This window comes from Methylobacterium currus (assembly GCF_003058325.1).
Lineage (GTDB): Bacteria > Pseudomonadota > Alphaproteobacteria > Rhizobiales > Beijerinckiaceae > Methylobacterium > Methylobacterium currus.
This window is the reverse complement of the sequence record NZ_CP028843.1, coordinates 3673818-3687815: the sequence shown is the minus strand read 5'-3', so window position 1 is coordinate 3687815 and position 13998 is coordinate 3673818. Positions and strand designations below refer to the sequence as shown.

Annotated in this window: 11 protein-coding genes and 2 pseudogenes; 7 read left to right on the top strand and 6 right to left on the bottom strand. The window is 68.1% G+C overall.

The features are described 5' to 3' along the window. Positions 1-473: 473 nt before the first annotated feature. Positions 474-662 (bottom strand): annotated as a pseudogene (locus DA075_RS17190) (Mu transposase domain-containing protein); the annotation flags it as partial. A 161-nt stretch (positions 663-823) separates the two neighbouring features. Between DA075_RS17190 and DA075_RS36000 the strand changes: the two are divergent. Next, positions 824-1045 carry a hypothetical protein gene (locus tag DA075_RS36000; RefSeq protein ID WP_123834309.1) on the top strand — a complete coding sequence of 74 codons (222 nt, stop codon included), beginning with the start codon at positions 824-826 and terminating at the stop codon, positions 1043-1045. A gap of 139 nt (positions 1046-1184) precedes the next feature. Here the strand turns inward: DA075_RS36000 and DA075_RS17185 are convergent, their stop codons facing one another. The 4 genes and pseudogenes from DA075_RS17185 to DA075_RS17160 form a co-directional block, all read right to left on the bottom strand. Then, entirely contained in the window at positions 1185-1415 is a 231-nt protein-coding gene (locus DA075_RS17185) for a hypothetical protein (RefSeq protein WP_099954271.1), read from the bottom strand. A 1693-nt stretch (positions 1416-3108) separates the two neighbouring features. Next, positions 3109-3552 carry a hypothetical protein gene (locus tag DA075_RS35990; protein WP_123834307.1) on the bottom strand — a complete coding sequence of 148 codons (444 nt, stop codon included), beginning with the start codon at positions 3550-3552 and terminating at the stop codon, positions 3109-3111. Between the two features lie 115 nt (positions 3553-3667). Beyond that, a pseudogene (locus tag DA075_RS17170) lies at positions 3668-4082 on the bottom strand (transposase); the annotation flags it as partial. Between the two features lie 447 nt (positions 4083-4529). After that, positions 4530-5129, bottom strand: a complete 600-nt coding sequence (locus tag DA075_RS17160) for a phasin family protein (RefSeq protein ID WP_164712363.1) — start codon at positions 5127-5129, stop codon at positions 4530-4532. A gap of 622 nt (positions 5130-5751) precedes the next feature. Between DA075_RS17160 and DA075_RS38155 the strand changes: the two genes are divergently transcribed. Then, on the top strand, positions 5752-6351 hold the full coding sequence (locus DA075_RS38155; RefSeq protein WP_174800097.1) for a hypothetical protein: 600 nt from the start codon (positions 5752-5754) through the stop codon (positions 6349-6351). Here the strand turns inward: DA075_RS38155 and DA075_RS17150 are convergent. Next, complete coding sequence (locus DA075_RS17150) at positions 6323-6655, bottom strand: hypothetical protein (protein WP_099954269.1); 333 nt, start codon at positions 6653-6655, stop codon at positions 6323-6325. The genes DA075_RS38155 and DA075_RS17150 overlap by 29 nt on opposite strands. 32 nt (positions 6656-6687) lie before the next feature. On the opposite strand from DA075_RS17150, the gene DA075_RS17145 reads away from it, so the two are divergent. The 5 genes from DA075_RS17145 to DA075_RS17125 all read left to right on the top strand — a co-directional run bounded on the left by DA075_RS17145 (position 6688) and on the right by DA075_RS17125 (position 13978). After that, a complete protein-coding gene (locus DA075_RS17145) occupies positions 6688-7428 on the top strand; it encodes a DUF7986 domain-containing protein (protein WP_099954268.1) in 741 nt (246 codons plus the stop codon). Between the two features lie 224 nt (positions 7429-7652). After that, positions 7653-8660 (top strand): LacI family DNA-binding transcriptional regulator, encoded by a 1008-nt coding sequence (locus DA075_RS17140; RefSeq protein WP_164712361.1) that lies wholly within the window; start codon positions 7653-7655, stop codon positions 8658-8660. A gap of 148 nt (positions 8661-8808) precedes the next feature. Next, a complete protein-coding gene (locus DA075_RS17135) occupies positions 8809-9900 on the top strand; it encodes an ABC transporter ATP-binding protein (protein WP_099954266.1) in 1092 nt (363 codons plus the stop codon). After that, on the top strand, positions 9897-11990 hold the full coding sequence (locus DA075_RS17130) for a hydantoinase/oxoprolinase family protein (RefSeq protein WP_099954265.1): 2094 nt from the start codon (positions 9897-9899) through the stop codon (positions 11988-11990). Before DA075_RS17135 ends, DA075_RS17130 begins: the two co-directional genes overlap by 4 nt. After that, entirely contained in the window at positions 11987-13978 is a 1992-nt protein-coding gene (locus DA075_RS17125; protein WP_099954264.1) for a hydantoinase B/oxoprolinase family protein, read from the top strand. The genes DA075_RS17130 and DA075_RS17125 overlap by 4 nt, the downstream gene beginning before the upstream one ends. The last annotated feature ends 20 nt before the right edge of the window (positions 13979-13998 follow it).

The window sequence follows — 13998 nt, the reverse complement described above, 5'->3', positions numbered from 1 at the left end:
AGGTGCCGGCCCGCCCGGGCGGTAACGGAACGCGAAGCGCGGACGCACAAACGCCGGCACAGTTTCTCTGCGGTGTCCGTTTGCAGCCTTGGGCGTTCCGGATATGCCGGCACAATTCCCGGCACATCTGCCGGTCCCCTCCATCTCGGCCCAGGCTACGCGAATCAGCATGAGGGCTTCCGCCTCCCCTGCCTTTCCCGCCACCGTCCTCGAAATGTCTCGCGGCCTCGCCAGCCTCTCCCCCGGCCCGCCGCCCCGTCCCGGCCTCCGCTCCGACGAAGAGGGCGAGACGCACCGGCGCTGCGGCGAGGTCGTCGAGCGGTGGGGGATGCAGGCGCACGCCGCAGGATGGGACACGCTGCGGCTGTTCGGCGTCGGGCCCCGGTTACCGGCGCCGTCCGCGGCGATCTCTGCGGCATCCGGATCCCGTGGTCGGCCGACATGCACGAGGTCACGCCCGAGTGGATCAAGCTGGGGAAGTAGACCGCCTGGCCGCGGCCGAAGGCTCGTGGGTGCTCGGCGAGGATGCGCCCGGCCTGGCGGAACTCGATGCGCTCGCCGTCGGCGCGCACCTCGGCCGGGCGACCGATGACCGAGTCATCCTTTTCATCGACGCGTATCAGGCAGGGCGAGGACACGGCCGCGGGCACAGCGTGGAAACCGTACGGGCACCATCGATCATGCCTCCGGCTGGCGGCGATGCTTCGCTTGGACATTCTGCGCAGTGAGCGCAAGATGCTGGCATCGCCAGCCGATCCGAACCTGTAGGCGCTGGTGGCCGAGAGAGACGTGCGCTCCCGCCTGCACCGCGAGGATCGCCGTCATGGTGGAGATGTCCCGCAAGCGCCTTCCGGGTACTGGCTATGATATCTGGTTGATCGAAACGTCTCGGGACACCATCAAGAGGTCTCGTGCATTGTTAGAGCAGACCAAGACATTCGTCACCGCTGAGGATTTTGGACCCTCGCTGTCGCGATCCAGCGCATTCCAAACAGACGAGGCTGCCGCCACAGCCCATGTGCCGAGTTCGCACGACGGTACATGATGGATGGCAGGTGAGCGGCAGGTCATCTTCGACCGACGGTGTGCCGGCTAAACTCACCGCGTGCGGCGCAGAATGCAGGCGAGAATGAGCGCTGCTGTATTCGTCGCGTAAGCGCCCGCGCTCACAGCACGGGACCGTATTATGCGATCCGCTCAAGAGCGTCTTGGAACTCTTCGTGCATGTCCTCCCTTGGCACGTAAAGGCCGCTTCTCCGCCGTTCAACGGTGAACCATTCGCCCGTCAGGTCGTCGGAATCTTCCGCGCGCCAACGTCGCACGCGGCCGATTGGTTCACCGTCACGGTAAACTCCTTTCACGCTCGAACGGATGTCGGGTCCGAAGATCCAGGCTTCAACATGGCTGGTCGGCATCGGCTGTCCAGTTGGCGGGCCGGGCTGTACACCCTGCCAGGGACCGACCCGCCAGCCCCGTCGTCGAGGTTTGGGAGCCGTCGACGCGACGAGACGATATGAGGGCCTGCAGGTCGAGCCCCTTTCACATTTGAGATAAAATATCAAGAAAATAGTAGTATTATTTTATGGATAATCAGCCTGCAAATCCGACCCGATTGACATATATTGGATGCACAGCAGGAGTTCTCACCCATGTCGAACCGCCGCGAACTATATCAGAGTCCAAGCGGAGACTGCTGGTATCTGGGCCGAGAGCCGGGCAATGGCAGGGCTTTCATCATCCATCAGCCCAACAGTCCGTCAGGCGGCCGTCTCCGCCACATAGAGCTTGCGGCGTTCTTGAGCGACGGAAGCGGAAAGCCTGAGCAACAAGCTCTGCTTCGCTTGATCGCGACGCTTGTCGACGTTCCGCCATACTCGGATCGCCCCTGAAAGCCGAGCAATCGCCGACGATCCAGTCGAACTGTTGAGTAGAAATTTTTATCTTGATCCTGTAAACACATATTGCGAGCAAGGCGAACGCCGGCATTTGTGATGGCATTCGGCAAGGCTGATTACTTCTCTATGGCGCTATCCTGCTTGCTGAAATCACGCGCTCTTGGCAGGTGGCCATCAACGGGCTTCAGGTGAGCACCGGGCGCCGTTGCCGGACTCTCCGGCGGGGGGCTGGTGGACGAACCAGACCGGCGTTCCGCGGGCGGCCAGCCGCCCGGAGCTATCCAGGCTGATCTGAATCGAAGATTTCCAAGTAGTCGAGGGCGGCGGGTCGGGGGACGACAAGGGAGCGGGCCGATCGCGCGGCCCAGGCGCAGCTCTCATCGGCCTTGATGTGTAGTCCCGGAGGGTGATGGTGCATCACCGGCGCTGACGCGTCAGGCGGAGGACGCACCATCACCCTCCGGGACTACACACCTGGATGCCGGGCGTTCACGCCTTGTCCATCGGGCGCGACTCGGTTCCCAGGGTCGCTTGAGATCGGCAAGCACAGCGAAGACCATACTCTGCAGACGAGCATCTTCGCAGCCTCGGGCGGCGAACAGCCTGGCTTCCAGGTTGTGCCGGGGCGCCCTGAGGCTCGCACCTTGGGCTTTCACACCGGCTCGCGCCCCCGGCGACGTGGCATCCCTTCTGAGCAGCCATTCCGCGCCGCTCATCCAGCTGGATCCGGCGGTCCGCATCCATCCAACCGTTCACGGGTACGAAGCGTCGGGCAAAGCCGGTGCCGGAGCCGAGGGGGGCAGGCTGGTCACCGAGTGAGAGTTCAGCCCTGCGGCCGCATCGTCATACTTCTCCGCTCAATACGTCTCCGCTCAGGAATCAGGTGCCCGGTAAGGCAGGCAGAAGGGATTCCCTTCCACGATTCCCGTCCACGAAGAGAGGGATCAGAGTTCCGCCATGAGCCGTGGTACTGACAGTGGTGCAGCCGTACCCTGGCCAGCCACGGACCGAATGCCCACATTCCCGACCAACAGCTCGATTCGCGCAATGGAGACGCGGATTTGGCCAGCCGCGTCTTCAAGTTTCGACAGATCGATTTGACAAGGCTCGTCGTCAGTCCACCATCGACCATTGTCAATAAGCTGAAGCAGGCGACCAAGCCGCCTATGATCAAGCATCAACGACTCTATGATATCGAAATTTTGCGCCATCTCTACCTCCTTGAATTGAACGACATAGAAATACATCTCCAAAGAGATAAAGTACGATCATAAGATTCCTTCCCAATCGCGTATGATCTTTGGTAACTACGAATATTTCCCCTGATTCGATCCCGCTTCAAGCGGCTGGAAATCCGGTCGAGGCGCCGCTCTTCCCGAATAATTTTCGATACGCTCACGCGGAGCCGATCGCAGAACAGGTTTCTATCCCTGTCCATATTTGCTGGAACCTCGTCATGCAGCAACGCTGATGTACGCTGGTGCAAGGCGACCCAGGTGTTCAGGACCTGGAGCAGTTTTACATGATCGTGCTCTTCGACGGCTTGTTCGATGCGCCAGCCTAGCAGCCGTAGCCGGATGCCGGTGATCGCGATCCGCAGGGTCGATATGCCGTGAACCCTAGAGGGAGGTCGTCGCGAAGGAAGGTCGGTGGGCATCGCACCCTCCGGATTGATCCCAGCCCATCGCCGAGATGCATATGTGCATATGGCGCCTCGACCGATCGAAGCAATAAGGGTTTGCGAATAAAAATGATTATTTTCAGATATCATCCTACAAAACTGCGGTTCTGGGGGCGTCTTTGCAAACCCATGAAAGCCAGAGCATGATCATGCCGAGCGTGACCATGGCGAGGTAGTTGGTGGCTCGCCTCTCGTAGCAGGTGGCGATGCGGCGATACTGCTTGAGCCGGTTGATCAGCCGCTCGACCTTGTTGCGTTCCGGGTAGGCGGCCTTGTCGAAGTCGGGCTGACGCGGATGGTCCTCGCGGGTCGGGATAATCGGTTCGATCCGCCGCTGTTTGCGCCGGCAGCCGGCAGGTGGGCTGGAATTGCCTCGAACTCCCGGCGCGGACGCAGGCGAGGCGGCTACGCCCCGGTTGCCGCACAGCGCCCTTGTCCATCAGCGCGAACTGCTCGTGCCGCTCGCCGGCCGTCAGGACCGCCGCCATCGGCTTGCCGCTGCCCTCGACCGTCCCCTTCGCCCAAGTTTGCCGATCTGGACGAAGCGCCGGAGTGGATCCGGCGCCAGCCGGACGGGCACTCATCCATCTCGGTCAAGCGTTTCGTGTTCGCTGCCACGTGCTCTCGATAGCGAGACACAACCGTCTCGATCGAACCTCCGCTCATCAGCGTTCCTGTCGCCTCAACGGCGGCATCGATCTCGTCTGCAACCGTCAAGGCTGCCTCGTTGCCGCCGTCCTCGCCGCCCCAGGCGCGCCTGATGAGCCGAAGCTCGACCCCCTTTTGAGCCTCGAAGCCAAGCCGCATCATATTGAAGACGTGAAAGCACATGGCGCAATCCGGGCCGTGCGGCGCGGAGCCGGACGGTGGAAAAAAGAGAAGGGGCGGCTGTATCAGCCGCCCCTTCGAGGTTCTAGTGTGCTCCAGGATACTCGCCCGGATGGCGAGCGAGCTCAGCGGACGAGTGTGGGACTCTGAGTGGTATTCGAGAACGCCTTGCTGGCCTCCTCGACCGCGCGGACCGAGCCCTCGGCGATGACCTTGCTGTCCTGCACCATGTGCTGCAATCCTTCGCGGATCAGTTCGCTCTGGATCGCGGTGAACTCCTGCACCGAGGTCGCGCGCATCAGCTTGTTGAGGCCGTTGAGGTTGCGCTGCCACTGCTTCTGACCGAGATCGAACCAGTTGCGGGAAGCATCCTGGTAGGCCTGGGTCAGAACCGTACCGCAGCGCGTGATGGCTTCGATGTTCTGCTTCGACTGGCGAGCAAGGCGCTCGCTGTCCTTCCCGGTGAACCCGAGTGAACGCGTGAACCGATCAGCCGCTTCGCGAGCCTGCTGAGAGGCGGTGTCGACGTTTTTCTGCATGATGTGCTTGGCGTTCTCGGCAGCCTTCTCATTGAGATCGGCCATCTGGCTCATGCCGCTGCGAGCGACATCGGCGAACTGAGTGCCCTGCTCGCTGGTCTCGTTGATGCTTGCCTTGACAGAGTCGGCGAACTTCTCAGCCTGCTCGGGCTGCTTGTTGGTCGTGGCATTGGGATGGGCAGCCATGGGAATTTCCTAACACTATTTCGTTCATGCACTAAAGTGCTTACTATATCCGATAAGCACGCCGAATTTTATCGACAAACCAGCTTGGTTTTTTGCTGCATTACATACATATCGCAGCAATTTCCTATTTTGCAAGGAGACAAAGAACATTTATTTGTAAAATGTGCTATGTTATATTTTACTACATGTGGCGATTGAGTTGCAGACAACTCAACGCTTTACACAACTCGATTGGACCGCATCGAGGCTACGATCCGATGCCGGGGCTCCTGGGCAGCGTCCGGGAGCAGACTCGTGCGGGCAAGGCCTGTTCGGACCGCCGCCCCATGACCAACTCGTCGGCGGCCAGTGCGAAGCCTCTGGCGGATCTAGCTTGTTGGCCGCAGCCTGTGCCGTTGCGAATTCGAGCATCATGTCTTCGATGTCGGCGGGTCCAAGCATGATCGTTCCTCGGCGGCCATGTTGCACCGCACAAAACAATGGCCGGTTTGAAGGGGAGGTTCCATGCGATCCACGCTGATGCCCATCTCGGCCCGTTGCCAGGGGTGAGCTGCCGGATCTGCCGACCTGGGTACCGCGGGAGAATGGGTGACGCGGTTGACGTGAAGGCGGCGCATCCGGCGTGAAGCGGCGCGGGTTCCTGGCGCAGTTTGCGGCCCCGCTCTGGCGCTTCAAGGAACGGCTCGGCGCGACGGAGGATCCGGAAGCCTCGCGGGAGGCCACCGGCGGCCACTACCTGATGGAGGTCTTCCCCGCCCTGGCGATGCCGTCCCTCGATCCCGCCGTCGACGGCCGCCTCGGCGGGCCGCGCGACAATCCGGCCCACCCCACGTCCCTCACCCCTACAGGCTGGCAGGCGGTGATCGCCACGGTGCGGCAGCAGGCCGTGGAGGCCGAGGTCGCGGGCTCGCGGAGTGGACGGAGGCCCTGGCGGGGATCGAGCCCCGCGCAAGGCCGACCAGGACCGGCTCGACGCGGTGCTCTGCGCCCTGATCGGGCTGCACTGGCACGTCCGGCCGCGGGACGCCTCGGTCATGATCGGCGATCGCGCCTCGGGCGACAGGGGGCGCCGGCAAGCCGGACGGTGCGGGCGCGGCTGGAGGCCGTTGCCAAGAAGGCCGTTGCCAAGGAGGCCGCTGCCAAGAAGGCCGCTGCCAAGGCTTGTGCCGTTCCGGCCGACCCCGAGCGCCGCGTCACGACCTCGGCCAGCGGCGGGCCTTGAAGGTCGTCTCGTCACCGTTCCAGAACGCGATCTCGCCGTGGATCGTATCGGCGCCGTCGGCCTCGGCCCAGCCCTCGCCGAACACCTCGTCGCCCTCGTCCGAGCCCTGGAACCGGAATCCGACATCGGTCTGGCTGTAGGCGCAGTCGAGACCCGCCACGACCGCCACGAAGCGGAACTCACCTGCTCCGTTCGGCTCGAAGGCGATGAAGGCCGGCTCGACGAGGTCGAGGTCGTCGCTGTCCCACGTGCCGGTCTCGGTGATGCGCCAGCGGCCCTGGAGCCGCTCCCGAATGCTGCTCATGCGACCTATCTCCCGGTGGATGGAGGACGAACATGACCGGCGAGGCTGCGATGACGCGGGACATGATCCTGACCCAGTATCGGCCGATCCGGCGCGCGATCCGGGCCATCCTCGCGCAGGCGGTCCACGCCTGCAAGAAGGCCGACCTCGACCGGGCCGCCAAGCATCTCGGCCTCGTGGACGACGCACAGCTCGCGGACGACACGGTCTTCGACATGCTCTGCGACGTTGCGCTGTTCGAGCCCAACCAGCGCGGCCGGCGGGTCTTCGACGGCTTCCTGCACGACCGCCTTGCCACTCTCGACCCACCGGAGCAGGACGTCGCCCGCCGGATGGGCGGGGCGTTCGTGTCGATCGTCCGGGTGGCGGAGTGGCACGCACAGGCCGGTCTCTGGCTGGAGGATCTGCTCGATGCCGGACGTCGTCTCTGGCTCCTCGACGAGGGCCTCGAAGCCTCGGCACGCGAAGGCCTCGTGATCGGCATGCGGTTGTTCGAGGCCGGGCCGTTCCACGCCGGGTTCGGCATCGTCGTCGAGCCCCGCGAGGATCTGGTCGCGTTCTGCACGCAAGCCACCGCTCGCGGCGCCCGCCTGCCCGTGCGTCATTCGCTGGCCGCTGCGCTCTACGCGGACGACATCCAGGCGCGGAGCCCGCCCGTCATCGACGAGGCGGACGTGCCCGAGGCCATCGTCGAGGCCCTGATACGGCAAGCAGACCCGTCCGCCGGCCGGCCCGTGGTCCCGGCTCGACGGAGTCGCAGGCCGCACGGGTGACGCGCTCCCGGCGGAGGTCCGCATGGTTCTAATAGGATCTGCCCTGGACCGGGTCTGCATTCGCTTGATCCGCAGCTTATCCTGCCGCCAGACAGGGGCCGCACCGAGCGGCGAACATCGGCACCGGGGATCGAGCGCGACGATGAGGGATGACCATCCGACGATGCAGGGCCGGAGGCGCAGGACCGCTCGCCCCGTTCCGGCCCATGGTCGACGAGCCGTGCATGCCTGAGCGGGACGGTTCGTCGGTCCGGATGGAGGACATCGCGCGCGCGGCCGGCGTCTCGCTGATGACGGTGTCGAACGCCTTCCAGCAGCCGGCCAAGGTGCGGGCCGAGACGCGCGAGCGGATCTACGCGGCGGCGGACGCCCTCGGCTACGTGCCCAACCGCGTCGCCGGCAACCTCGCCTCCGGCCGCAGCCGCTTCGTCGGCGCCATCGTCCCTTCCTTACGCAACTCGAACTTCGCCGGCATGGTGCAGGGCCTGCAAGAGCGGCTGGAGGTTCTCGGCCACGAGCTGCTGCTCGCCAACGCCGACACCGCCGAGCGGCAGGTCGGCGCGGGCCGCATCTTCCTCGGCCGGCGCGTCGGCGGCCTCGTCCTCACCGGAACCGAGCATCCGCCGGGCTTGCGCACCATGCTGCGGGCGGCCCGGCTGCCGGTGGTCGAGACGTTCAGCGTCGACGGCCCGTTCATCGACATGGCAGTGGGCTTCTCGAACTACGCGGCGTCGCGTGCGCTGATGGCGCTGGTGATCGAGCAGGGCTACCAGCATGTCGGCTTCGCCGGCTACGCGCCGCGCGACATGCGCTTCCGCGAGCGGCAGCGCGGGTTCCAGGACGCCCTCGCCGAGGCGGGGTTGCGCAACGACCTCCTGTTCTTCGGCCCCGAGACGCTCGGCTTCTCGGGCGGGCGTCACGCCCTCGACCATCTCCTCGGGATCGAGCCGCGGCTGCAGGCCCTCGTCTGCGTCACCGACATCTTCGCGGTCGGCGCCCTGTTCGAGTGCCAGCGCAAGGGATGGCCGGTGCCGGGCCGCTTCGCCGTGGTCGGCTACGGCGACTACGAGATCGCCGCCGAGGTGCCGCCGGGCCTGACGACCGTGCAGACCCGCGCGCGCATCATCGGCGCCACCGCCGCCGACCTGCTGGTCGCCCGCGGGGAGCAGCGGGCGGTGCCCGATCCGATCAGGGACATCGGCTACCAGCTGGTCCGCCGCGGCAGCCTCTGACGACGCCGGATCACCCGCCCACGGCGCGAGAACGGGCTTGTGCTCAGCCCGCGACAGGTAAATTGTAGCGCTACAATCAGCGCGGACGCACGATGGAATCCTCTCTCAAGGCCATGCTCTCCCGGTCCAGGACCGGCCGGACCGTCGGATGACGCCGCGCCCCGGCCTTGTGGCGCCTGAGGCCTCGACGGAGGCGGCCGATCTCCGGCTCGAGGGCCTGGAGAAGCGCTACGGTACGGCTCAGGCGGTCGCGCATCTCGAACTCGCGGTCGAGGCCGGCAGCCTGGTGGCGCTGCTCGGGCCATCGGGCTGCGGCAAGACCACGACGCTCCGGATGATCGCCGGTTTCGAGCGGCCGGACCGGGGCCGGATCACCGTGGCCGGCCGCGACATCACCGGGCTGCCGCCACACCGGCGCGGGCTCGGCATGGTGTTCCAGAATTATAGCCTCTTCCCGCACAAGACCGTCGCGGAGAACGTCGCCTTCGGCCTGCGCATGGCCGGCCTCGGTCGCGCCTCCCGGGACGAGGCGGTCGCGCGCATGCTCGACCTCGTGCAGCTCGGGGCCCATGCCGACAAGCACCCGTCGCAGCTCTCCGGCGGCCAGCAGCAGCGCGTGGCGCTCGCCCGCTCGCTCGCCCCGAACCCACGGGTGCTGCTCCTCGACGAACCCCTCGGCGCCCTCGACAAGAACCTGCGCGAGAGCATGCAGTTCGAGCTGCGTCGGCTGCAGCGGCGCTTCGCCATCACCACGGTGCTGGTGACCCACGACCAGGAGGAAGCGCTCTCGATGAGCGACCGCGTCGCGGTGATGAATCGCGGCCGCGTGCTCCAGGTCGGGCGTGCCGCCGAGATCTACGACCGGCCGGCGACGCGCTTCGTCGCCGAGTTCCTGGGCACCGCCAACATCCTGGCGGGCACGGTGGCGGAGGGCCGGTTCCGGCCGGCGGGCGTCGCGTCGACCGGGAAGGCGCCCGCGCTCCTCTCCGTCCGGCCCGAGCGCGTCGCCCTCGGGCCCGAGGCCGAAGGGCTGGAGAACCGCTTCGAGGCGCGGGTGGTCTCGTCGGCGTTCCGGGGCGTCTACGCCGCCTACCAGCTCGACGTGCCGGCACTGGGCCGCGAGCTCTACGCCTACCGCCAGGCTGGCGGTCCGCTCGGGCAGCTCGCCTATGGGGTCGGGGACGTGGTGCAGGCCGGCTGGGGACCTGAGGACGGGGTGATCGTGGAGGACGATTCGTGAGCGGCACGACGGCACGGCACGGAGCGGGCGCCGGGGCCCGGGTGGGCATCGATGTCGGGGGAACCTTCACCGACTTCGTGCTCTCGCATCCGGCGGACGGGCGCCTCGTCCACTACAAGGAGCCGAGCACGCCCGACGACCCGGCCCGGGCGGTGGTGCGGGGATTGGTGACCTGCGCCGCGAAGGCGGGGCTCGCGCCGGGCGACGTGTCGCTCCTCCTCCACGGCACCACGATCGGCCTCAACGCGATCATCCAGCGCGCCGGGGCCCGCATCGGGCTCGTCGTCACGACCGGGTTCCGGGACATCCTGGAGATCGCCCGCAGCCGGATGCCGTCCTCGTTCGACTTCCATGCCCGCAAGGAGGAGCCGCTGGTCCCGCGCGACCGGGTGTTCGAGATCGAGGCCCGGTTCGACCCAAAGGGCCAGGCGACCCGCACCCCCGACGCGGATGCGCTCGATGCGCTGGCGGGGGCGATACGGGCCGCCCGGCTCGACGCCGTCGCCCTGGTGACGATGAACGGCTACGCTGCCCCCGAGGCGGAGGGCGCCATCGCCGACGCGCTCCAGGCGCGCTGCCCGGGCGTCGCCGTGACCTCCGCGGCGCGGATCTGGCCGGAGATCCGGGAATACGAGCGCACCCTCGTCGCCTGCCTCAACGCCTACATCCAGCCGCTGATGCAGGGCTACTTCGCCCGCCTGGCGAGCGGTCTCGCCGAGATCGGCACGGGCGCGCAGGTCTTCGTCACCGCCTCGAACGGCGGCTCGATGAGCCTCGACTCGGCGGTCGCCCGCCCGGTCGAGACGATCCTGTCGGGCCCGGCTTCCGGCGTGATGGCGGCGGCGCGCCTCGCCGGTGCGGCGATGACGGGGACAGAAGTGCCCGCAATCATCACCTTCGACATGGGCGGGACCAGCAGCGACATCGCGGTCGCGCTGGACGGCGAGCCGGAATTCGCGACCCGCACCGAGGTCGGCGGCCTGCCGCTGGTCCTGCCGGTGGTGGCGGTGAGCGCCATCGGGGCGGGCGGCGGCTCGATCGTCTGGATCGACGACCACGGCGTCCTGAAGGTCGGGCCGCGCAGCGCCGGCGCCGCTCCGGGTCCCGTCGCCTATGGCCGCGGCGGCCGGGAGCCGGCCGTCACCGATGCCTATCTCGCCACCGGGCTCATCGATCCCTCTCGTTTCCTCGGCGGCCGCATGACCCTCGACCGGGGAGCGGCCGAAGCGGCCCTCGCCGGCATCGCGGCGCGGATCGGGCTTGATGGAGCAGCCCCGGCCGCCGCCGGGGCGCTCGCGGTCGCGACCGCCGGGATGGCGACGGAGCTGTTCAAGACCCTCGCCCAGCGCGGTCTCGACCCGGCCGACTTCACCCTGGTGCCGTTCGGCGGCGCCGGCCCGACTCATGCCAACCTCCTGGCGCAGGAGGCCGGTATCGCCCGCGTGGTGGTGCCGCCCGCGGCCGGGACGTTCTGCGCGCTCGGCGCGGTGAGCGCCGACCTGCGTCGCGACTTCGTGCGCAGCCTGCGCACGCCCCTCGAGGCCGGCAGCGCGCGCCGCCTCGCCGCGACCTTCGCGGCCCTCGCCGGCGAGGGTCGGGCCTGGCTCGCGGAAGAAGGGCGGTTCGCCGGCGACGTGAGGCTGCAGCGGGCGGCGGACATGCGCTATGCCGGCCAGGCCTACGAGCTGCGCGTCGGCCTCGACCACCTTCCCGACGATGCGCCAGAGACGGCCTTCGCCGAGGCTTTCCACCTTGAGCACGAGCGGGTCTACGGGTTTCGCGACGCCTCGGCCCCGATCCAGGTGACGACCTTGCGCCTCGCCGTGATCGGCCGCACGCCGGCCTTGCCGCTCCCGCACCTGCCCGAGGCCCAGGGCGACCCGGTCCCGCGGGGAACCAGGCCGGTCTACCTCGCCGGACGCTGGCGGGAGGCGGCCGTGTTCGACCGTGCGACGCTGGCAGCCGGGCACGCCTTCGCGGGGCCGGCAGTCGTCGAGCAGGAGGACACCACCGTGATCGTGCTTCCCGGCTGGGGCGCCCACCTCGACCGGGCCGGCAACCTGCACCTGACGCGGAGCGCGCAGGCATGAGACTCGATCCCGTCACCCTCGAGATCCTCGGAAACAAGGTCGCGGCGGCCGCCGAGGAGATGTGCTTCACGCTCCAGCGCACCGGCCGCACGCTCTACGTCAAGGAGACCGCCGACTTCGCCTGCGCGCTCGCGGGCCTGGACGGCACCTTCTTCGCCTATCCGCGCTCGATCGGCGTCTCGGGCTTCGTCGCCCTCGACTGCAGGGCCGCCATCGCGGCAGCCGGCGAGCTGGAGCCCGGCGACGTCATCCTGACCAACGACCCCTACCGCTCGGTCGGCCTGGCGACGCACCTGCCCGACCTGCACCTGATCGAGCCCTACTTCCACGATGGCCGGGTCGTCGCCTACGGCTGGGCCTTCGTGCACTGCTCCGACGTCGGCGGCCGGGTGCCGAGCAGCATCTCGCCGGTCAACCATGAGATCTTCCAGGAGGGGCTCCAGATCCCGCCGGTGAAGCTGGTGCGGGCAGGCCGGATGAACGCCGACGTCGAGCTGCTGTTTCGTGCCAATTCCCGCACGCCGGACGCCAACATGGGCGACATCCGCGCCATGCTGGCGGCGCTCGCCACCGGGCGGCGCCGGGTCGAGGGCCTGATCGCCCAGCACGGCGTCGAGGCCTTCCTGGCGGGCCAGGAGGACCTCCTCGACTACGCGGCCGGGAAAGCCCGGCGGGTGCTGCGGCGGGTCCCGGACGGCGTCTATCGCTTCAGCGACTTCCTCGACGACGATGCGGTCTCCTCCCTGCCCGTGCGCCTCGCCCTGGCGCTCACGGTGCGCGACGGCACCGTGACCCTGGACTTCACCGGGACCGACCCGCAGGTCGCGGCGGCGATGAACGTGCCGAGCCACGGCCAGCCGCATGCCTGGCTGACCCTGCGGGTTCTCGCTCTCGTCAACACCCTCGATCCCACGGCGCCCCTCAACCGAGGGCTCCTGCGCCATGTCGCGATCGTCGCGCCCAAGGGCTCGCTCGTGAACCCCGAGCACCCGGCGGCGGTGGGCGTGCGCCACGCGGCGGCGATCCGCGTCAACGACCTCCTCAACGGGGCGCTCGGCCTCGCCCTGCCGGAGGCGATGCCCGCGGCGAGCAGCGGCCTCGTCGTGCCCCTCGTCGTCGCCGAGGCGACGGAGGACGGCGCGCCGAACGTCCAGGTGGTCGAACCGATGATCGGCGGCACCGGCGCCCGCTACGGGGCGGACGGTGTCGACGGGCGCGACAGCGGCATCTCGAACCTCGCCAACAATCCGGTCGAGACCGTCGAGGCGGAGGTCGGCATCGAGGTCCTGCGCTACGCGCTTCGGCCGGATTCCGGCGGGGCCGGGCGCTGGCGCGGCGGATGCGGCCTCGACCTCACCTTCCGGGTCCTCGGCGAGGGCTCGCAGGTGCTGGCCCGCGGCCTGGAGCGCCTGCGCTTCCGGCCCTGGGGGATGCGCGGCGGCCATCCCGGTGCCCCGACGGAGTTCGTGCTCAACCCCGGCACGCCGGGGGAGCGGCGCTTCGGCAAGATCGACCTGCTTCCGGTGGCCCGCGGCGACGTCGTCTCGCTGCGCACCGCCGGGGCCGGCGGTTACGGCGATCCGGCCGAGCGCGACCCGGGCCTGGTGCTGGCCGACGTCCGGCGCGGCCTCGTCTCGGCCGAGGCCGCCCGGGCGGTCTACGGCGTGGTGCTGGCGGACGGGGCGGTGAACGCTGCCGAGACGGCGCGGCTGCGCGCCGACCAGCCGCCCCGCGGCCCGGCCCACGACCACGGGCGCGAGCGCGCGGTCTACGAGCAGGTCTTCACGGCGGACCTGCTCGACCGTCTGAACGCGGCCCTGTTCCGCCTCCCCGCCGCTCGCCGGACCGCGACGCGCCGCGCGATCCACGCCCGCGTCCTGGCCGACCTGCCGGGTGCCTTCCCGGGCCACGAGGACGTGCCGACCCGGATCCATCGCGCCCGGCTCGTCGCCGAGATCGAGGCGCTCGAAGGCCGCGTCCACCCCTGACCTTGCACGAATGATGCCGG

Excerpts from the sequence above, each read along its gene's own strand:
- DA075_RS36000 (WP_123834309.1), top strand. The coding sequence starts at position 824 with ATGGTGGAGATGTCCCGCAAGCGCCTTCCGGGTACTGGCTATGATATC.
- DA075_RS17185 (WP_099954271.1), bottom strand. The coding sequence starts at position 1,415 with ATGCCGACCAGCCATGTTGAAGCCTGGATCTTCGGACCCGACATCCGT.
- DA075_RS35990 (WP_123834307.1), bottom strand. The coding sequence starts at position 3,552 with ATGCCCACCGACCTTCCTTCGCGACGACCTCCCTCTAGGGTTCACGGC.
- DA075_RS17160 (WP_164712363.1), bottom strand. The coding sequence starts at position 5,129 with ATGGCTGCCCATCCCAATGCCACGACCAACAAGCAGCCCGAGCAGGCT.
- DA075_RS17150 (WP_099954269.1), bottom strand. The coding sequence starts at position 6,655 with ATGAGCAGCATTCGGGAGCGGCTCCAGGGCCGCTGGCGCATCACCGAG.
- DA075_RS17145 (WP_099954268.1), top strand. The coding sequence starts at position 6,688 with ATGACCGGCGAGGCTGCGATGACGCGGGACATGATCCTGACCCAGTAT.
- DA075_RS17140 (WP_164712361.1), top strand. The coding sequence starts at position 7,653 with ATGCCTGAGCGGGACGGTTCGTCGGTCCGGATGGAGGACATCGCGCGC.
- DA075_RS17135 (WP_099954266.1), top strand. The coding sequence starts at position 8,809 with ATGACGCCGCGCCCCGGCCTTGTGGCGCCTGAGGCCTCGACGGAGGCG.
- DA075_RS17125 (WP_099954264.1), top strand. The coding sequence starts at position 11,987 with ATGAGACTCGATCCCGTCACCCTCGAGATCCTCGGAAACAAGGTCGCG.